The 20,246-nt window shown below is 73.9% G+C and carries 11 protein-coding genes, 1 tRNA gene and 1 pseudogene; 1 reads left to right on the forward strand and 12 read right to left on the reverse strand.

Going from position 1 to position 20,246, the window contains the following annotated elements; translation table 11 throughout:
* Window positions 1–75 precede the first annotated feature (75 nt).
* Both M4D82_RS15320 and M4D82_RS15325 read right to left on the reverse strand, forming a co-directional pair.
* Window positions 76–2,128 (reverse strand): annotated as a pseudogene (locus tag M4D82_RS15320) (FUSC family protein).
* A gap of 184 nt (window positions 2,129–2,312) precedes the next feature.
* Complete coding sequence (locus tag M4D82_RS15325; protein ID WP_249766585.1) at window positions 2,313–3,491, reverse strand: DUF2786 domain-containing protein; 1,179 nt, start codon at window positions 3,489–3,491, stop codon at window positions 2,313–2,315.
* 357 nt (window positions 3,492–3,848) lie between these two features.
* On the opposite strand from M4D82_RS15325, the gene M4D82_RS15330 reads away from it, so the two are divergent.
* The gene (locus M4D82_RS15330; RefSeq protein WP_502988936.1) at window positions 3,849–5,576 is read left to right on the forward strand and encodes a bifunctional 3'-5' exonuclease/DNA polymerase; all 1,728 of its coding nucleotides are present in this window, start codon (window positions 3,849–3,851) and stop codon (window positions 5,574–5,576) included.
* Window positions 5,577–5,592: 16 nt separating this feature from the next.
* Here the strand turns inward: M4D82_RS15330 and M4D82_RS15335 are convergent, their stop codons facing one another.
* The 10 genes from M4D82_RS15335 to M4D82_RS15380 form a co-directional block, all read right to left on the reverse strand.
* Window positions 5,593–6,048 (reverse strand): GNAT family N-acetyltransferase, encoded by a 456-nt coding sequence (locus M4D82_RS15335; RefSeq protein ID WP_249766586.1) that lies wholly within the window; start codon window positions 6,046–6,048, stop codon window positions 5,593–5,595.
* A gap of 51 nt (window positions 6,049–6,099) precedes the next feature.
* Window positions 6,100–7,332, reverse strand: a complete 1,233-nt coding sequence (locus M4D82_RS15340) for a serine hydrolase domain-containing protein (protein ID WP_249766587.1) — start codon at window positions 7,330–7,332, stop codon at window positions 6,100–6,102.
* A 321-nt stretch (window positions 7,333–7,653) separates the two neighbouring features.
* A tRNA-Thr gene (locus tag M4D82_RS15345) sits at window positions 7,654–7,727 on the reverse strand.
* 101 nt (window positions 7,728–7,828) lie between these two features.
* Window positions 7,829–9,358, reverse strand: coding sequence for an alpha/beta hydrolase (locus M4D82_RS15350; RefSeq protein ID WP_249766588.1), 1,530 nt, complete (start codon window positions 9,356–9,358; stop codon window positions 7,829–7,831).
* A 164-nt stretch (window positions 9,359–9,522) separates the two neighbouring features.
* Window positions 9,523–10,734, reverse strand: a complete 1,212-nt coding sequence (locus tag M4D82_RS15355; protein ID WP_249766589.1) for a DNA polymerase III subunit delta' — start codon at window positions 10,732–10,734, stop codon at window positions 9,523–9,525.
* A gap of 145 nt (window positions 10,735–10,879) precedes the next feature.
* Window positions 10,880–14,182 carry a dTMP kinase gene (tmk, locus tag M4D82_RS15360; RefSeq protein WP_249766590.1) on the reverse strand — a complete coding sequence of 1,101 codons (3,303 nt, stop codon included), beginning with the start codon at window positions 14,180–14,182 and terminating at the stop codon, window positions 10,880–10,882.
* A gap of 203 nt (window positions 14,183–14,385) precedes the next feature.
* Window positions 14,386–17,214 carry a type I DNA topoisomerase gene (topA, locus tag M4D82_RS15365; protein WP_249766591.1) on the reverse strand — a complete coding sequence of 943 codons (2,829 nt, stop codon included), beginning with the start codon at window positions 17,212–17,214 and terminating at the stop codon, window positions 14,386–14,388.
* Between the two features lie 267 nt (window positions 17,215–17,481).
* Complete coding sequence (locus M4D82_RS15370) at window positions 17,482–17,679, reverse strand: hypothetical protein (protein WP_249766592.1); 198 nt, start codon at window positions 17,677–17,679, stop codon at window positions 17,482–17,484.
* 257 nt (window positions 17,680–17,936) lie between these two features.
* Window positions 17,937–19,460 (reverse strand): DUF7059 domain-containing protein, encoded by a 1,524-nt coding sequence (locus M4D82_RS15375; RefSeq protein ID WP_249766593.1) that lies wholly within the window; start codon window positions 19,458–19,460, stop codon window positions 17,937–17,939.
* Between the two features lie 142 nt (window positions 19,461–19,602).
* Window positions 19,603–20,160: a small secreted protein gene (locus tag M4D82_RS15380; protein WP_249766594.1), complete on the reverse strand. Its 558-nt coding sequence runs from the start codon at window positions 20,158–20,160 to the stop codon at window positions 19,603–19,605.
* Window positions 20,161–20,246 lie beyond the last annotated feature (86 nt).

Consider the following 20,246-nt stretch of genomic DNA (forward strand, 5'->3'; position numbering starts at 1 on the left):
AGCTGTGTTCATAAGCGCATGCATGGGCAGATGCACGTGCACGCGCGGTGTCCGGTTCATCACCGGGCAACATCGTTACGGTCGAAGTGCCTCCGACAGTTCGTCCAGTGCGTCCAGCAATTGTTCCGACGCACCGCGCAGCACCCCCGGTTCCGGCCCGTCGGCGGAGGCCAGCACCCCGCGCACCGCCTCCCACCCCGGCACCCGGCGCTCGCGCACCGCCTTCGCCCCCGCCTCGGTCGCCACCCGCAGCGCCTGCGCCAGCTCCGCCGCGCCCCGGACCGGGGCCCGGTCCCGGTCCGGCAGGTGCGCCTCCAGCAGCATGGCGCCCCGCCCGAACGCCGCGAGGGCCTCCTGCGCGCCCTCGGCCGCCGCCCGCGACAGCCCCCGGTGGCGTACCGGCTCCCCTCCGCGCGGGCCAGCGCCTCCTGCCAGGCGACCCGGGCGTCCCGCGCCGCCAGCAGGGCCCGGCGTACGTCCGCGCGCCGGGCCGCGGCCGGATCGGCGTACTGGCCCAGCACGGCGGCCGCGTACCGCCCGACGGCGGCCGTCCAGTCGGCGAGGCGGGTGCGCAGCCGCGGGGTCTCCCAGGCCGGGTAGACGGCGTAGGCGACCATCGCGAGGACCCCGCCGACGAGGGTGAGGGCGATGCGGTCGGGCACCGTCTGGTCCCAGCGGAGGCCTCCCATGCCGAGCAGGAAGACCACGTACGCGGCGACGAAGGTCTGCGCGACGGCGTACCCGGTGCGCATCAGGACGTACATCAGGCCCGCGCTGATCACCGCCAGCAGCCCCGACAGGTACGTCCCCGGCTGCGCGAGCTGCACGATCGCGGTGGCGACCCCGACCCCGACGAGGGTGCCGCCGAAGCGGGCCACGGCCCGGGACCAGGTCTGGGTGAAGTCGGGCCGCATGACCATCACCGACGCCATCGGCGCCCAGTAGCCGTGCCCCAACGGCAGCGCGTGCCCGATCAGGTACCCCGCGCAGGCCGCCGCCGTGACCCGCAGCGCGTGCCGCAGGATCGGCGACCCGGGCCGCAGCTCGGCCCGTACGGCCCGCAACACCAGCGGGACCAGGGCGGGCACGGTGGGCCGCAGCATCGACTCCGCCGGGTCGGCGGTGCGCCCGAAGCCGGGCTCGGCCGTCTCCCGTACGTCGTCCAGCAGCGCGGCGAGGCGCCGGGCGGCCCGCAGCGGCGGCCCCTGGAGCACCTCGGGCAGGTCGGGGGCCTTCAGCACGGCCAGGGCCGGCGCGGCCCGGCGTACGGGTTCCCCGTGCTCCCCGTGCCGGATGGTGTGCGCGGCGGCGTCCAGGACGGCCCCGGCGGCGGCCAGCAGTTCCCGTACCCGGTCCCGGGCCGGCCCCTCGGCCGGGGCCCCGACGGCGGGGTCGGCGAGCGAGGCCAGCACGGGCCGGATCCGCTCCGCGAGCCCCGCGCCCCGTGCAGCTCGGCGGGCCGCCGCCGGGCCTGGCGCACCGTCACGGCGGCGGCGTCGCGGGCCTTCATCAGGGGCTGCGGGTCGAACGGGGCGACGGGGTCCCGGCGCAGCCGGCGGGCGTAGTCGGCCTCGGCGGCGAGCGCGTCGGCGAGCGCGTCGCGCTGGGCACCCCAGCGGCGGACGGGAAACAGCACGATCAGCAGGGCCTGCACCACCCCGCCCGCGGCGATCATCGCGGCGTGTCCGGCCGCCTGCGCGACGGAGGTCGGCAGGGTCACGGTGACGAGCATGATCGCGACGTTGCCGGAGGCGATGATTCCCGCGGTCGCCCCCGCGGCCCACAGCAGCCCGGTGACGAAGGTCCAGGCGGCGAGCAGCAGGAGGAAGAACCCGGTGTTCGAGGAACCGACGAGGTAGCCGACGAACGTGGAGACGGCCAGCGTCAGCCCGGAGGCGAGGGCGAGCACGGGGCGAGGGCGCCAGCTCTTCTGGAAGGTGGCGATGGCGGCCATGAACGCCCCGAAGGCCGAACTGGCCGCCGCCCCGGGGCCCAGCAGGGCGAGCCCGAGCGCGATCACGACCGCGAGCCCGACGGCGCCCCGCAGCGCGATGAGCGGCTCCAACGGGGTCCGCTCGACGGTCACGGCCGAGCGGACGGTGTCCCTCAACGCCCGAAGCCAGCTCATGCCCCGAGAGTACGTTCCGTCCCCTTCTCGCCCGGTCTCATCCGTTTGCTCCGCAACGCCATGGAGCCTGGCACCTGCTGCTCTTCAACTCGAAGCGACGGCCGGACACGGCCCGCTCGCCAGGCCGTGTCTTGGCCGCTCGCTGCGCATCCTCGGGCCGCGGCGACACCCCTCGCCCATAGCCCTACGGCAGTTGCGGCCGGACGCCCCCCACCCGTGCGGCGTCGGCGGCCGCCGTGCCGTCCTCCCAGCCCGCGTGGTCGGTGGCGCCGCGCAGCCGGGTCGTCGTGGTCCGGGGGAACATCTCCTCGGCCCGCGCCCCGACCGCCACGTCCCGGGCCACGAGCGCCGGCAGGTAGTCGGGGGCCTCGCCGGCCGTGTGTTCGGCCGTCTCGGCGAGGCGGCGCCCGAGCCGGCTGGCGTAGGCCAGCAGGAAGGACTGGCGGAAGGTCTTGGTCCGCTTGCGTCCGCCGGCCCGCTGCGCCGCTTCGGCCCGGGTCATCGCCGCCGTCCCCTGGACGAGGAGCGAGGTGTAGAGCAGCTCCACCGCCTCCAGGTCGCTCTCGAAGCCGACCACCGTGGAGAACTCGAAGCCGCTGTTCCACACCGCGCGGCACCGGTTGGCGGTGGCCACCGCGTCGAGCAGCACCGCCTTGGCCTCCTCGTAGGGCGGCTCCACCCCGATCCGGCAGGCCCCGGGCACCTGCGCGGGCGACCCGCCGCGCACCGCGAGCAGCGCCTCGTCCACCGTGTGCCGGGCCATCAGCTCCTGCGCCTTCGCGCTGAGCGCCTCCGCCTCCTCGGGGAACGTGGTCGCCTCGGCCTTCGCCAGCAGGGCGCGGATCCGACCGAGCATGCGCGGCTCGATGTGGGCGTGTTCCAGGGCGTCCCCGGCCGGGTCCCCCGGAACCGGGCCGACGGGTTCGATGGAGGGCAGCCGGATCAGCAGCCGAAACACCTCCAGGACGGCGGTGCCCAGCGCGAACCGGTCCGCCTTGACGCGCCGGGCCAGCCGGTCGGCGTACTCCTCGTCCCGCGTCCACCACACCTCGGCGTCGCTCCACCGCTCCGGCAGCCGCGCGTAGCGCCGCCCTTCGGCGGCGATCAGGTCCTCGGTGACGCGCAGGTGCAGCTCGTCCAGATCCCGCCGCACGAGCCGCAGCACGTCCGCCGGCTGCCACCCCCGCTCCCACGCCTGCCGTACGTACGCCTCCCCGCGCCGCAACAACTCCCGCCCGACCCCGCCCCACAGCCCACCGTCGGCGGCCAACAGGGAGGCCCCGGTATCCAGCCCGGCATCGTCCTGCGCGTAAAGGGCGGCCCCGAAGGCCCGATCGACGATCTCGACGCACGCATCACTCACCCCACCAGCTTGGCACGCACCCCAAACCACCCCCCGACCGGAGCCCACCGCCCACCCCCCAGCCCCGCCGGCGTTCGAGGCGCGGGGGCCCACCCCAGCCCCGCCGGCGTTCGAGGCGCGGGGGCCCACCCCAGCCCCGCCGGCGTTCGAGGCGCGGGGGCCCACCCCAGCCTCGCCGGCGTTCGAGGCGCGGGGGTGCGGGGGCGGAGCCCCCGCAGGCGGGTCCGGGGCGCAGCCCCGGGGAACGGCGGAAGGGTGGCGCGGGGAGAAGCCCGCGCAGCGGCCCCCACCCCCGGGCCACGGGTCCCCGTACCGCCCGGCAGGGCACTGTCACACCCCGGTGAGACACTCGAATCCGTGAGCGACCACCCCACCCCCTGGGCCCTCGCCGAAGACGCCGACGGCTGGTGGCACGCCGCGCCCGCAACCACCCCCCACCCCCCACCCACCCGCCACCGAACCCCCGCGGAAGCGATCCGCTCGGCCACCACAACCACAACCACCGCCCCCGCCACCCGCTGGATCTGGCGCTCCACCCCCGCCGTCTACCCCCACCTCCTCGCCGCCGGCATCCGCGTAGACCGCTGCTACGACGTCGAAGACGCCGAGCTCCTCCTCCTCAACCACGAGGGCCGCTACGGCGAACCCCGCTCGGCCGCCGCCGCCTGGGCCCGCCTCACGAACACCCCCGTCCCCCCGGACCCCCCACAGCGCGCCGCCGAGCCCGGCACCCAGGACTCCCTGTTCGACCCCCGCCCCACCACCGCCGTCCCCCTCGACGCCCTCCTCGCCATCCACGCCGACCAGGCCCGCCGGCACGCCGCGACCGCCCACCCCGACCGGCTGCGCCTGCTCACCGCCGCCGAGTCCGCCGCGTTCCTGATCGCCGCCGAGATGCACCGCGCGGGCCTGCCCTGGCGGGCCGACGCCCACCGCTCCCTGCTCACCGAGCTGCTCGGCGAGCGCTACGCCGGCCGCGGCGAGCCCCGCCGCCTCGCCGAGCTGGCCGACGAGATCTCCGCCGCGTTCGGCCGCCGCGTCCGCCCCGACCTGCCCGCGGACGTCATCAAGGCCTTCGCCCAGGCCGGCATCAAGCTGCGCTCCACCCGCCGCTGGGAGATCCAGGACATCGACCACCCCGCCGTGGAGCCGCTCCTCGCCTACAAGAAGCTGTACCGGATCTACACCGCGCACGGCTGGAGCTGGCTCGCGGACTGGGTGCACGACGGCCGGTTCCGCCCCGAGTTCATCCCCGGCGGCACCCTCACCGGCCGCTGGGTCACCAACGGCGGCGGCGCCCTGCAGATCCCCAAGGTGATCCGCCGGGCCGTCGTCGCCGACCCCGGCTGGCGCCTCGTCGTGGCCGACGCCGACCAGATGGAGCCGCGCGTCCTCGCCGCGATCTCCCGGGACCCGGCGTTCATGGAGGTGGCCGGCCGCTCGGAGGACCTCTACACGGCGATCTCCCGCCAGAGCTTCGCCGGCGACCGCGACAAGGCCAAACTGGCCGTCCTCGGCGCGATCTACGGGCAGACCTCCGGCGACGGTCTGAAGAACCTGGCCGCGCTCCGCCGCCGCTTCCCCCGCGCCGTCGCCTACGTGGACGCCGCCGCGCGCGCGGGCGAGGAGGGCCGCCTCGTGCGCACCTGGCTGGGCCGCACCTCTCCGCCGCCCGCCCGCGCCGGCGCCGCCGACGACGACGGCGAGGCCGGCATCCCCCAGGACGGCCCCTCCCCCGACCAACCGGGCCGGGAGGACGGTTGGACCCCGAGCTACGCCTCCACCAACACCCGCGCCCGCGGCCGGTTCACCCGTAACTTCGTCGTCCAGGGCAGCGCCGCCGACTGGGCCCTGCTGATGCTGGCGGCGCTGCGCCAATCCCTGGCCTCGGCCGGGATGCGGGCCGAGCTGGTGTTCTTCCAGCACGACGAGGTGATCGTGCACTGCCCCGCCGAAGAGGCCGCCGCCGTCGTGGAGGCCATCCGCGACGCCGGCGACCGCGCGGGCCGCATCGCCTTCGGCGACACCCCGGTCCGCTTCCCGTTCACCACGGCGGTGGTGAAGTGCTACGCGGACGCGAAGTGAAGGACGGCAACGGCCCTCAACCCAGGTCGTGGAAGTACACGTGGAACTCCTCGCGCACGAACCCCTCCGACTCGTACAGCCCCTGCGCAACGTCGTTTTCGTACGCCGTCTCCAGCTGCACCCCCGCCACCCCGGCCTCCTTCGCCCGCCGCAACACCTCGCGCAGCAGCGCCCGGCCGGCGCCGGTGCGGCGGCCGGACGGGGCGACGTAGAGGTCGTTGAGCAGCCACCCGGTCCGCAGGGACAGGGACGAGAACATCCGGTAGACCTGCGCGAACCCGACCGTGCCCACGCCGGGCACCTCGGCGAGCAGGACCAGCGACTCGTCGTTCGCGATCCGCTCGGCGAGGAACGCGCGGGGGCGCTCCTCGTCCTCCACCTTCACCTCGTAGAAGTCGAGGTAGCCGCGGAACAGCTCCGCGGCCACGTCGAGATCGCCCTCACCCGCAACTCGAATCTTTATCGTCTCCATGCCACTGATTCTGCGCCGGCCACGTCCAATGGCCGCGGCCGGTGGGCAAGTTCAGTGCCTGGGAGCAGCTGCTTGAGGCGCCAGCCGATAGACGTGCTCGGGGGTGACGATCTCCGTGACCGCCTCACCGAAGAGGGTGCTGGGCTCGGAACCCTCGTGGGAGATGTCCGTGTTGAGCAGCACCACCAGCGTGGCCCGCGCCTCGGGAAGGTAGATCGTCAGGCTCTGGTAGCCCGGCAGGGAGCCGTTGTGGCCGATCCAGCCGTCCACGTTGAAGATGCCCAGGCCGTAGCCCGTGTCCGGGAGGTCGCCCGCCGGCGTGACCTTCAGGCGCTGCGCCTGGGTCGCGGGGGTCAACAGGGTTCCGGTGGCCAGGGTCTTGGCCCAGCTGCGCAGATCCGGCAGGTCGGAGATCATCGCACCGGCCGCCCAACCCCAGGAGGGGTTCCAGTCGGTGGCGTCCTCGGTCTTCCCGTCGGCGGTCTGGTTCGTGTAGCCGTGGGCATGCGGGTTCGGGAACTCCGCACCGGTGGGAAAGACGGTGTGCCGCAATCCGGCGGCCTTCACCACATGCTCGTTGACGTACGAGGCGAGCGGCTGTCCGCTGAGCTTCTCCACCACCAGCCCCAGCAGGATCAGGTTGGTGTTGCAGTACTCGAACTCGGCGTTGGGCTCGAACTGCACCGGGTGCTTGAAGGAGTACGCCAGCAGCTCCTGCGGGGTGAACGCCCGCTGCGGGTCGCTGGTCAGCGCCTTGAAGAAGCCCTCGTCGGCGGAGTAGTTGAAGAGCCCGCTCCGCATGGCGGCCAGCTCGCGCAAGGTGATCCGGTCGCCGTTCGGAACCCCGGCGACGTACTTCCCGATGGGGTCGTCCAGCTTGGCCTTGCCCTGGTCGACGAGCTGGAGCAGCGCCGTCACCGTGAAGGTCTTGGTCTCGCTGCCGATCCGCATGTTCAGGTCGGGCGTCATCGGCGCGCCCGTGGCCTTGTCCGCGACCCCGAAGGCCCGCACGTACTCACCCTTGCCCGGCGCCGACAGCGAGACGATCACCCCGGGGATCTTCGCCTCGGCCTGCACCTTCCGCACGGCCTCGTCGAGCCGCGCCGCCACGGCGGGCGTCAGCTGCGGAAACTCATCGGAAGCCGACGGCGACGGCGACGGCGCGACGACCACGACCGCCGGCCCGGCCCCCTCCCCCGCGTACCCGACCCCAGCCCCGAAGGGCACCACCACCAACGCCACCGCGGCCGCGACACCGCACCACCGCGCCCTCACACCACCCATGCCGGCCTCCAACCCGTCCCACGCCCGGCCACCCCTCCAACGTAGCCCCGCCTCCACCCCCCAGCGACCGCACCCGGCCCCGCCCCCACTCAGCCCGATGCCCGCCAACGCACCCCAGCCGCTCCCCCACCACCGCAAGGCGCGCCCGTACGTCCACGCCAAAAGCCCCAGGTCGTTGAACGACCTGGGGCTTCGATGGAGCCGCCTTCGTGATTCGAACCCAACCCACGCACTCGTGCGGCACGAGCACGGCGCCGCCGCAAGATCCGGTAAATAGCAAAAGCCCCAGGTCACGGCGAGTGAGTCCTGGGGCTTCTACAGAGCCGCCTTCGGGATTCGAACCCGAGACCTACGCATTACGAGTGCGTTGCTCTGGCCAACTGAGCTAAGGCGGCACCGCTGGGCGATGGGAATTCCCTGGTGGGAGACTCTCATCAGCAGCGGCGCCAAGTCTACAGGGTTAAACGGGGTGCCCCGAACCAAGGGCGGGTGGGGGTCAGCAGCGGGTGCCGTTCGAGGGGGCGCGGCCCTCCAAGAGGTAGCGGTTCACGGCGGTGTCGACGCAGGCGCTGCCGCGACCGTACGCGGTGTGGCCGTCGCCGTCGTACGTCAGCAGCGTGCCCGAGTCGAGCTGGTCGGCCAGGGCCTGCGCCCACTTGTACGGGGTCGCCGGGTCGCGGGTAGTGCCGACCACCACGATCGGGGCCGCGCCCTTCGCCGCCAGCGGCTTCGCCGTGCCCGTCGCCTTCACCGGCCAGTACGCGCAGTTCAGGGAGGCCCACGCCAGCCCCGCCCCGAAGACCGGCGAGGCCTTCTCGAAGGACGGCAGGGCCGCGTCGACCGCTTCGGGGCCGGCGAAGGCGGCCGGCTGGTCCAGGCAGTTCACGGCGGCGTTCGCGTACATGAGGTTCGCGTACGAGCCGTCGGCCTCGCGCTCGTAGTAGCCGTCCGCCAGGGCCAGCAGCGGGGCGCCGTCGCCGTTCATGGCCTCCTTGAGCGCCTCGCGCAGCTGCGGCCACGCGCTCTCGTCGTACAGGGCCGCGATCACGCCCGTCGTGGCCAACGTTTCGCCCAGCGGGCGGGCCGGGTCGCCCGAGGGCACGGGCTGCGCGTCGAGCTTGCGGAAGAACTCCTTCAGCCGCTGCGCCACCGCGTCGGGATCGCCCTGGCCCAGCGGGCAGTCGGACTGCTTCGCACAGTTCGTCGCGAAGGAGCGGAAGGCCGTCTCGAAGCCCTCCGTCTGGTCCCGGTTGAGTTCGAGCGCCGGCCGCGAGGGGTCCATCGCCCCGTCCAGCACCAACCGCCCCACCCGCTTCGGGAAGAGGTCCGCGTACGTCGCCCCGAGCAGGGTCCCGTACGAGGCCCCGACGTAGTTCAGCTTTGCGTCGCCCAGCACCGCCCGCAGCATGTCCATGTCGCGCGCCGCGTCGACGGTGGAGACGTGCGGCAGGACCCGCCGGGAGCGTTCCTCGCAGCCTGCCGCGAACTCCTTGAACGCCGTCACCAGCCGCGTCCGCTCCGTCTGGTCGTCCGGGGTCTGGTCCACCTGGGTGAAGCGGTCCATCTGCGGCCCGGTCAGGCACTCGACGGGGGTGCTGCGCGACACCCCGCGCGGGTCGAAGGACACCATGTCGTACCGGGCCCGTACGGCGGCCGGGTACCCGATGCCCGCGTACGCCTGGAGGTAGCCGATCCCGGAGCCGCCCGGCCCGCCCGGATTGACCAGGAGGGAGCCGAGGCGCTTGCCCGGCCCGGTCGCGGCCTTGCGGGCCACCGCCAGGTCGAGGTCCTGCCCGGAGCCGGGGTTCGCGTAGTCCAGCGGCGCCTTCAACGTGGCGCACTGGAACCCGGGGACACCGCAGTCGCGCCAGCTCAGCTTCTGCTCGTAGTACGGGCTCAGCCCGGCGGAGACGGCGCTCGGCTCGGCCGAGGCCACCTTCGGACCGCCGGAGGTGCATCCGGAGAGCAGCAGCCCCGCGGCTGCGATCACGGTCCCGGTGGTACGCAGCACGCTCCTGGTGTCCATGCCGCGAGCCTACGTGCTGCCCGCCGGGCCCGTCCGACGGGCCGCGGTCGCGCGGGCGGCCTCCGACCAGGCACGGACCGGCGTCCCCGCCCGCCCGACGCCCCCGCCGGGCACCGCCCCGGATCGCTCGGACGGGTGAGGCGGTGAAAGCCCGCGTGACGCCGTCAGCCCGCGCGCAGGGCCATCGTCATCGCCTCGACCGCCAGCAGCGGCGCCACGTTCCGGTCGAGGGCGTCCCGGCAGGCGATGATCGCCTCGATGCGTCTGAGGGTCCGCTCGGGGCCCGACGCGCGGGCGATCCGGTCGAGGTCGGCGCGGGCCTCCTCGTTGGCGATGGCCACGTTCGAACCGAGCTGGAGGGCCAGCACGTCCCGGTAGAAGCCCGTCAGATCGGTCAGGGCCAGGTCGAGGGTGTCGCGCTGGGTACGGGTCCGGCGGCGTTTCTGCCGGTCCTCCAGCTCCTTCATCACCCCGGCCGTGCCGCGCGGCATGCGACTGCCCGCGCCCGCTCCGGCGCCGAGCGCGGCCCTGAGGTCCTCGGTCTCCTTGACGTCGACCTCCTCCGCGACCTGCTTGGCGTCCTCGGCGGCGGCGTCGACCAGCTCCTGCGCCGCCTTCAGGCACCCGCCCACGTCGTCCACGCGCAGCGGCAGCTTCAGTACGGACGCCCGCCGGGCGCGCGCGGACTCGTCGGTGGCGAGCCGGCGGGCCCGGTCGATGTGGCCCTGGGTGGCGCGCGCCGCGGCTGCCGCGGCGGCCGGCTCGACACCGTCGCGCCGCACCAGCAGGTCGGCCACGGCGTCCACGGACGGGGTGCGCAGGCTGAGGTGCCGGCAGCGGGAGCGGATGGTGGGCAGCACGTCCTCCAGTGAGGGCGCGCACAGCAGCCACACGGTGCGCGGAGCGGGCTCCTCCACGGCCTTCAGGAGGACGTTGCCCGCGCCTTCGGTGAGGCGGTCGGCGTCCTCCAGGACGATGACCTGCCAGCGCCCGACGGCCGGCGACAGCTGGGCGCGGCGGACCAGGTCGCGGGTCTCCTTGACGCCGATGGACAGCAGGTCGGTCCGGACGATCTCCACATCGGCGTGGGTACCGACCATGGTGGTGTGGCAGCCGTCGCAGAACCCGCAGCCCGGTTCGCCGCCGAGCGCCCGGTCGGGGCTGACGCACTGGAGGGCCGCCGCGAAGGCCCGCGCGGCGGTGGCCCGACCGGAACCGGGGGGACCGGTGAACAGCCAGGCGTGGGTCATCTTGGACGAGGGCGGCGGTGGGGCCCCGTCGGCGACGGCGGTGACGAAGGCGTCGGCGTCCCGGGCGGCGGCGGCCAGCTGCGCCTGTACCCGCTCCTGGCCCACCAGGTCGTCCCATACGGGCATCCCGCCCACCGCCTCTCACTGTCCGTGTCCGTGTCGCGTCGTCCGTGCCGTATCCGGCTTCCATTGTGGCGCCCGCCACCGACAATCCCCGCCGACCGGTGACGGCCTGCGGGATCGGCGGGGATTCCGCGGGGATCGGGGGCGATCAGCGGCGCCCGCGCCGGCCGTCCCGGTCGTCCTCGTCGTCGGGGCGCGGGCCGAGCAGCTCGTCCGCCAGTGTCGGCAGATCGTCCATCGGGGTCGCCTCGGCCCAGTCGGACGGGGCCCGGCGCGGGCGGCCGTCGTCGCCGAAGACCGGCAGCTCGCGCGTCACGTCGTTCCCCGTGTCGCGGAAGATGCCCGGCGGCACCCGGTCCGTCGGGTTCTCCTCGGGGCGCCGGGCGGTCGGACGGGACGCCGAACCGGTCCGCCCGGACGCGGCCGGACGGCTCCGGCCGGACGGCGCGTCGCCGCCGTGCCGCGCGGCGTTCGGGCCGTCGTCCCGACGGTCACGCGGGCCCTCGGGCCGGACCGGCGGCAGTACCGCCGTCTCGTCGGCGGCGCGCGCCGCCGGGTCGACGACGGGCACCGGGACGGTCTGCGTCACGTCGTCGGGGTGGACGACCCGCTTGACCATCGGGGTCTCGACGGTGACGGCGTCGTCCGGATGCGGCTCCTCGCGCACCGGCTCCTCGCGCACGGACTCCTCGCGCACCGGCTCCTTGCGCATCGGCACCCTGGGCGAACCCTCCCCGGGCAACGGCTCCTTGCGCATCGCCACCTTCGGCGCGGGCGCCGCAGCCGCCGTCGGAGCCTGCGAGGCAGCCGCGGCCGAAGCGGCAGCAGCCGCGGCGGCCGAGGCCTCCGCCAACCGCCGCGCCTCCTCCGCCCGCAGCAGGGCCTCCTCCGCCCTGCGCTGCTTCTCCATCCGACGGGCCTCGGCCTCGGCACGCAGCCGGGCCTCCTCCGCCTCCTGGAGCCGGATCCGCTCGGCCTCCGCCGCGCGGGCCCTCTCCTCGGCCTCCGCACGCAGCCGTTCGGCCTCGGCCCGGACCCGGGCCTCCTCCTCGGCGCGCAGCCGCTCCTCCTCGGCCTTGCGGGCGGCCTCCGCCTGCGCGAGACGGCGGGCCTCGGCGGCCTCCGCCTCGGCCTTGAGGCGCGCCTCCTCGGCCTCCCGGGCCAGGCGGGCCTCCTCCTCGGCCTTCAGCCGGGCTTCCTCCGCCTTGCGGGCGGCCTCTTCCTCGGCCTTGCGCCGGGCCTCCTCCTCGGCGAGCCGGCGCGCTTCGAGCTGCGCCGCGACCTCGGCCTCCGAGAGCGGCAGCATCCGGTCCAGGCGGTGGCGTACGACGGTGGTCACCGAGCCGGGGTCCTGGCCGGCGTCGACCACCAGGTAGCGCCCGGGGTCGGCGGCGGCGAGCGTCAGGAAACCGGCCCGCACCCGCTGGTGGAACTCGGCGGGCTCCGACTCCAGCCGGTCCGGCGCCTCGGTGAAGCGCTCCCGCGCGGTCTCAGGCGACACGTCGAGCAGCACGGTCAGGTTCGGTACGAGGCCGTCGGTGGCCCAGCGCGAGATCCGCGCGATCTCGGTCGGCGACAGGTCGCGCCCGGCGCCCTGGTAGGCCACCGAGGAGTCGATGTAGCGGTCGGAGATGACCACCGCGCCCCGCTCCAGGGCGGGCCGGACGACGGTGTCCACGTGCTCCGCGCGGTCGGCGGCGTAGAGCAGCGCCTCGGCGCGGTTCGACAGTCCGGCGGAGGAGATGTCGAGCAGGATGGAGCGCAGCCGCTTGCCGACCGGGGTGGCTCCGGGCTCGCGCGTGACGACGACCTCGTGGCCCTTGCCCCGTATCCAGTCGGCGAGCGCCTCGACCTGCGTGGACTTGCCGGCCCCGTCACCACCCTCAAGGGCGATGAAGAACCCGGTCGTCGAAGGGGCCTGTACGGGCTCCCCACCGCGCAGCGCGTCGCGCAGGTCCCGGCGCAGCGGTACGCCGCCCCGGTCGTCGGCCTTGGCGAGGACGGTCACGGCGACGGGCAGCAGCAGGGCGCCCACCAGCATCAACGTGAAGGCCGCGCCGCCGTGCGAGAGGACGACGCCCCCGCCGCCGAAGCGGTGCGGGCCGATGCCCGCCGCCAGCAGCGGCGCCGCGATCGCCCCGAGGGCCACGGCCACCCGGACCACGGCCTGGAGGTGCTCGGTGACCCGCGCCCGGCGGAACTCCTCGGTCTCCTGGTCGAGCAGGGTGTGCCCGGTGTTGGCGGCGACACCGGCCGCGATACCGGCGAGCAGCGCCAGGAACACCACCGTCGCGGTGTCGGGGACCAGCCCGGTCAGCAGCAGCGCGACCCCGGCCACGGCCGTGGCCAGCGCCAGCAGCCGGCGCCGCGACAGCGTCGGCAGCACCTTCCCGGCCTGCGTGGCGCGGATGCCGAGGGCCGTGCCGCCGACGAGGGCGAGCACCAGCAGGGCGTACGCGGCCGGGCCGCCGCCGAGGTCGAAGGCGTGCAGGACGGAGACGGACGCGGCGGCGGCGACCGCCCCGGCGACGGCGGCGCAGGTCAGCACGAGCAGCCGGACCGCGCCCGTACGCCCCTTCTCCGGCCGGTCGCCCGTCTTGGGGGTCCGCAGCCCCTCCAGCGGCGAACGCGGCCTCGGCGTCTTCGTCGCGGGCAGGGTGAGCGGCAGCAGCAGCGAGACGGAGGCGGCGAAGAGGCCGGCGGCGACGTACGAACCCAGCGCGGCCTGGTTCGCGGCGAACCAGTCCACCCCCAGGCCGAGCGCCCGCCCCACCAGGGTCGCCACGAGCAGCGCGGCGGCCGCGACGGGCAGCGCCGCGAAAGCGGTACGCAGGGTCAGCCGGCGCAGGGCGTCCAGGTGGTCCGGGAGCGGCCGTACGGTCGCCCCCTCCGGCGGCGGCGCCGGCAGCAGCGCCGGGGCGGCGCTCTCCTTGGCCAGGGTCCACACGCGCTCGGCGCCCCCGGAGACGAACACGGTGGCCAGCAGCGCGGTCGTGGCGTGCGCCGGGATCCAGTCGAGCCACAGCGGGGCGACCACGAACAGCGCGATGCGCAGCCCGTCGGCGCCGACCATCGTCCAGCGCCGGTCGAGCGCGCCGCCGGGGGCGGTGAGCTTGGCCAGCGGCCCCAGCAGGACCGCGCCGAACAGCACGGTGGCGATGATCCGCACCCCGAAGACGGCGGTGACGGCGAGGGCCGCGCCCCGGTAGCCGCCGCCGAACAGGCCGTCAGGGCCCGCGGTGACGGCCGCCTGGAGGGTCAGCAGCACCAGGACCAGCAGGGCGAGGGCATCGCCGATGCCGGTCACCAGCTGGGCGCTCCACAGCCGACGCAGCCCGGGGGTGCGCAGCAGGGCGCGCACCGCCCGCTCGCGGGAGTCCGCGGCGAGGGCTTCGTCGTAGGTGGGGTTCTCGGAGGCGGTCACGACCGTTGGCTGCTCGGCTCGCGTCATCCGCCCAGCCTATCCGCTGCGCTTGGCCGGTGGCGTGGCCTGTGGACAACCCCGGCTGTGACCCCGGCCCCACCTTCCGGGGCCGGCCCCCGGGCCCGGGACCTCGGCCGGTCGGGCCCGGGGATGCGGTTGAGGCGCGGACGTTGCGGGGCTCCGCCCCCCAGCCCCCGCGCCTCAACCGCCGGCAAGGCCGATCTTCCGGCCTACTCGTCCGCCGCCGGGGCCGTGGCCGCCGTCTTCTTCGCGGCCGCCGTCTTGGCCGTCGTCTTCTTGGCGGCCGTCTTCTTCGCCGCGGCGGTGGTCTTCTTCGCCGCGGCCGTCGTCTTCTTGGCCGCCGTCGCCTTCTTCGCCGGGGCCTTCTTGGCCGGCGCCTTCTTCGCCGTCTTCTTGGCCGGGGCCTTCGCGCGCTTCTCCGCGAGCAGCTCGTAGCCCCGCTCCGGCGTGATGGTCTCGACGTCGTCGTCCCGCCGCAGCGTCGCGTTCGTCTCGCCGTCCGTCACGTACGGGCCGAAGCGGCCGTCCTTGACCACCACCGGCTTCTCGCTCACCGGGTCCGTGCCCAGCTCCTTCAGCGGCGGCTTGGCCGCGGCGCGGCCCCGCTGCTTCGGCTGGGCGTAGATCGCCAGCGCCTCGTCCAGGGTGATCGAGAAGAGCTGGTCCTCGGTCTCCAGCGACCGCGAGTCCGTTCCCTTCTTCAGGTACGGGCCGTAGCGGCCGTTCTGGGCCGTGATCTCCACGCCCTCGGCGTCCACGCCGACCACGCGCGGCAGCGACATCAACCGCATCGCGTCGTCCAGCGTCACCGTGTCCAGCGACATGGACTTGAACAGCGAGGCCGTGCGCGGCTTGACCGCGTTCTTGCCGGTCTTCGGCGTGCCCTCGGGCAGGATCTCCGTCACGTACGGCCCGTAGCGACCGTCCTTCGCGACGATTTGGTTCCCGCTCACCGGGTCCGTGCCCAGCTCGAATTCACCGCTCGGCTTCGCGAACAGTTCCTGCGCGTACTCGACCGTCAGCTCGTCCGGAGCCAGGTCGTCCGGTACGTCGGCCCGCTGGTGGCCTTCCGCGTCCTTCTCGCCGCGCTCCACGTACGGCCCGTAGCGGCCGACGCGCAGGACGATGCCGTCGCCCACGGGGAAGGAGGAGATCTCCCGGGCGTCGATCGCGCCCAGGTCCGTGACCAGCTCCTTCAGGCCGCCGAGGTGGTCGCCGTCGGCCGGTACGACCTCCGAGGCGTCCTCGGAGCCGAAGTAGAACCGCTTCAGCCACGGCACGGACTGGGCCTCGCCCCGTGCGATGCGGTCGAGGTCGTCCTCCATCTTCGCGGTGAAGTCGTAGTCGACGAGCCGCCCGAAGTGCGTCTCCAGGAGGTTCACCACGGCGAACGACAGGAAGGACGGGACGAGCGCCGTGCCCTTCTTGAAGACGTAGCCGCGGTCGAGGATCGTGCCGATGATCGACGCGTACGTCGACGGACGGCCGATCTCCCGCTCCTCCAGCTCCTTGACCAGCGAGGCCTCGGTGTAGCGTGCCGGCGGCTTGGTCGAGTGGCCGTCGGCGGTGATCTCCTCGGCGCTCAGCGCGTCGCCCTCGGCGACCTGCGGGAGCCGCTTCTCGCGGTCGTCCAGCTCGGCGTTCGGGTCGTCGGCGCCCTCGACGTAGGCCTTCATGAAGCCGTGGAAGGTGATCGTCTTGCCGGAGGCGCTGAACTCGGCGTCCCGGCCGTCCGCGGCGCGGCCGCCGATCTTCACGGTGACCGAGTTTCCGGTCGCGTCCTTCATCTGGGAGGCGACGGTCCGCTTCCAGATCAGCTCGTAGAGACGGAACTGGTCGCCGGTCAGACCGGTCTCCGCCGGCGTGCGGAAACGATCACCCGAAGGCCGGATCGCCTCGTGGGCCTCCTGCGCGTTCTTGACCTTGCCCGCGTAGACGCGCGGCTTCTCCGGCAGGTAGTCGGCCCCGTAGAGCTGGGTGACCTGCGCCCGCGCCGCCGCGACGGCGGTGTCCGACAGCGTGGTGGAGTCGGTACGCATGTAGGTGATGAAGCCGTTCTCGTACAGCTTCTGCGCCACCTGCATCGTCGCCTTCGCACCGAAGCCCAGCTTGCGCGAGGCCTCCTGCTGGAGCGTCGTCGTGCGGAACGGGGCGTACGGGGAGCGGCGGTACGGCTTGGACTCGACCGAGCGGACGGCGAACGAGGTGTCCGCCAGCGCGGCGGCCAGCGCTCGGGCGTTCGCCTCGTCGAGGTGCAGCACCTCGCTCTTGAGCTGCCCGTTCGCGCCGAAGTCACGACCCTGCGCGACGCGCTTGCCGTCCACCGAGTTCAGGCGGGCGACCAGCGACGACGGGTCGGACGGGTCACCGGCGCGGCCGGTGGAGAAGGTGCCGGTCAGGTCCCAGTACTCGGCGGAGCGGAAGGCGATGCGCTCGCGCTCGCGCTCGACGACGAGACGGGTGGCCACCGACTGGACGCGGCCCGCCGACAGGCGCGGCATGACCTTCTTCCACAGGACCGGCGAGACCTCGTAGCCGTAGAGGCGGTCGAGGATGCGGCGCGTCTCCTGGGCGTCGACCATGCGCTGGTTGAGCTCGCGCGGGTTGGCGACGGCGTCGCGGATCGCGTCCTTGGTGATCTCGTGGAAGACCATCCGGTGGACGGGAACCTTGGGCTTGAGGACTTCCTGCAGGTGCCACGCGATGGCTTCGCCCTCGCGGTCCTCATCGGTGGCGAGGAAGAGTTCGTCGGACTCGGCCAGCAGCTCCTTGAGCTTTCTGACCTGGGCCTTCTTGTCGGCGTTGACGACGTAGATCGGCTGGAAGTCGTGCTCGACGTCCACGCCGAGGCGGCGGACCTCGCCGGTGTACTTGTCGGGAACCTCGGCCGCGCCGTTCGGGAGGTCGCGGATGTGCCCGACGCTCGCCTCGACGACGTATCCCGGGCCGAGGTAGCCCTTGATCGTCTTCGCCTTGGCAGGGGACTCGACGATGACGAGTCGGCGGCCGCCCTTTGCGGTCTCGCTAGTCGGGGACAACTTGGCTCTTCTCTCCGGTCGGCACTCGGTCGCTGTACGGCGACGCTGCGGAGTGTGACGGTACAACCCGCCCCCGTGTCAAACGGCACAAGCCCGCAACGGCCACTCGAACGGTAACCCGACAAGTGCCATTTCTGCCGCCCGGATGCCGCGCCGGACCTCTCCCGGTCACCGGGCCGAGTGGCCGAAGGGCCGTCTGGCCCCGCCCCCGCACCCCTCGCGACGTCGGGTTTCACACCCCGACGGGAATCATCGCGGGTGCTCGCCTCAGAACCGCTGGAGGCACCAGACCCCGAGGGCCAGCGACCCCGCGCCGGCCAGCAGCGCCAGCGGTACGGCCACCACGGGGCGCACGCCATCGGCCACCGGCGCGCGGTGCAGGACCCGCGCCCCCGTCCACGCCAGCAGGGCGCCTCCGAACAGCAGGAAGACGGTTGCCGCGAAGATCGCCGGGCCTCGTTCCATACCGTTCCCCTTGCCCGTGAATCACCCGTGAATCACCCGTGAGCCACCGGTGAGCCGCGCGGGAATCCCCCCGGATCCCGCCGTATCCCGGGAGCCTGCCGGCCCCGGGGATACGGCGGACGAACCCCGGGTTACATCCTGGCCACGCGGCCCCACGGGACGGCGTACGGCGCCCCGCGCAGGAGCTTCCCGGGACGGCGTACGAGCCCCCGCGCGGCGGTACGAGCCCCCGCGCGGCCTGCCGACCCGTACGCCGATCAGCCCGCCGTCGGCCCCGGCACCGGCTCCAGGAACCCCTGCTCCACCAGCAGCCGGATCGCCTCCGGCGTCCGGTCCCGCAGCGCCACCGGATCCTCTTCCACCAGCTGGGCGATCGCGTCCAGAATCCGCCCCGCGCTGAGTGACCCGTCACACACCCCGGCGAACCCCGCGCCGACCGTGTCGACCTTGGTCGCCCGCCGCATTCCGCGGTTCTGCCGCAGCACCACGTGCTCCGGGTCCTCCGCTCCGGGCACCCCGACCTGCTCCTGGACGACCTCCTCGGTCAGCTGGAAGTACCCCGCCAGCAGCGCCGCGTCGTCGTGTTCGCGCAGGTAGTCCTGGCGGGCGAAGTGCGCGAGGACCGTCTCGCCGAGCGGCTGCTCGACCGAATGCGGCCATTCCTCGACGACGATGGACGGCTCGGCGGCGTCGCTGCGGCGCAGCGTGATCCAGCCGAAGCCGACGGCCTTGGTCTTGCGGGACTCGAACTCGTCGAGCCAGTCCTCGTAGCGCTCGGCGTACTCCGCCGGGTCCGCGCGGTGGTCGCCGGCGTCGCGCAGCCACAGCTCCGCGTACTGCGTCACGTCCTGCACGTCACGCTGCACGATCCACGCGTCGCAGCCGCGCGGCACCCAGGAGCGGACCCGGTCGCGCCAGTCCTCCCCTTCGACGTGCTGCCAGTTGCCGAGGAACTGGGCGTAGCCACCCGGGTTGAGGTGCGCGCCCGCCTCCTGGACCAGGGTGCGGCACAGGTCGTCGCCGCCCATGCCGCCGTCCCGGTACGTGAGCCGCGGGCCGGGCGAGATCACGAAGGGCGGGTTGGACACGATCAGGTCGTACGTCGCGTCACCGACGGGCTCGAACAAGGATCCGGCCAAGAGTTCCGCCTCCGGCGCCCCGGAGAGCGCCAACGTCAGACGGGTGAATTCCAGGGCCCGGGGGTTGACGTCGGTGGCGGTGACCCGGGTGGCGTGCTGGGCGGCGTGCAGCGCCTGGATCCCTGAGCCGGTACCGAGGTCGAGGGCCGTGGCGACGGGGGTGCGGACGGTGATGCCGGCCAGGGTGGTGGAGGCCCCACCGACCCCGAGGACGACGCCCTCCTCGCGGCTGCCGATCCCGCCGGCCCCGCCGACGGCGCAGCCGAGGTCCGAGACGATGAACCAGTCCTCGCCGTCCGGGCCCCCGTACGGGCGCACGTCCACGGTGGCGTGCACCTCGTCCCCCTCGCGCCGCAGCCAGCCGTCGGCGAGCGCGTCCTCGACGGGCAGGGCGGCCGCGGCGTGGACGTAGGGCACGGGGGCCTGGAGCAGGAACAGCCGGACCAGGCTCGCGAGCGGGCCGTCGCCGTGGCGGCGGGTGGCCCGCAGGGCGGGCACCGTCTCGCTGCGGGCGAGGGCGGCGTAGGCGGGGGCGCCGAGGAGGTCGAGCAGTCCGTCGGCGGTGAAGCCGGCGGCGAGCAGGGCGGCGCGGAGCGCGGCGGCGCGTTCGGGCTGCGGCTGGGGGAGGCTGGTGGTACTCACGCGTCCATTGTGGCCGCCCGTACGGGCAATGCGTACGACCCCGGGACACGCGCCAGGGCGGCCGGGTCCGTTGTGGACCCGGCCGCCCCGGCGTCCGGCGGCTCGACCGGTCGACTGCGTGCCGGTCGACTGCGCCAGTCGGCTACTTGGCCGTGGTGACCTGGCAGCCCTTCTGCGTGTTGAGCACCCTCAGCCCGGTCGAGCTGAGCTTCTGCTTGCTCGCCGTCTCGTTGGCCGCGACCTCGGTGAGTCCGCCGGCGACCTGCTGGAGACCCTCCGCGAACTTCGCCTGGTCCTTGGGGTCCAGGGCGTCGATCTTCGTCTTCAGATCGATGTAGCCCTTGGAGATCTCGTCGTAGCTCTTGACCACGGCGTCCGCGGCGCTCTTGCCGTCCTTGACGGGCGGCTCCCCGGCGGAGGTCAGGGACCCGCCCATGCTCTTGTAGGCGTCGGAGAGCGTCTGGAAGGCGGCCGAGTCGGTCTTCTGGACCTCCTCGGGCTTGCTGCTCTGCGTCGCGACGCGCTTCAGCTCGTCGTTGGTGTCCTTGATCTTGGTGAGCTGGGGCTCCCATTGGTCGCAGACCTTCTTGGCCCAGGCGTCGGCCTTCTTGGCGCCGTCGTCCTCGCCCCCACCGCAGCCGGACAGGACGAGCATCAGTACCGCACCGCCGGACACCGCGGCCGCAAGCTTCTTGTTCACCGGATTGGTCCCTTCGAAGGCTCTCGGCCGGAAGATACACGCCCTCCATCCGGGGACGCACAAAGGCGGACGGACGGCGCGTCAGT

It is taken from the genome of Streptomyces sp. RerS4 (assembly GCF_023515955.1).
GTDB lineage: Bacteria > Actinomycetota > Actinomycetes > Streptomycetales > Streptomycetaceae > Streptomyces.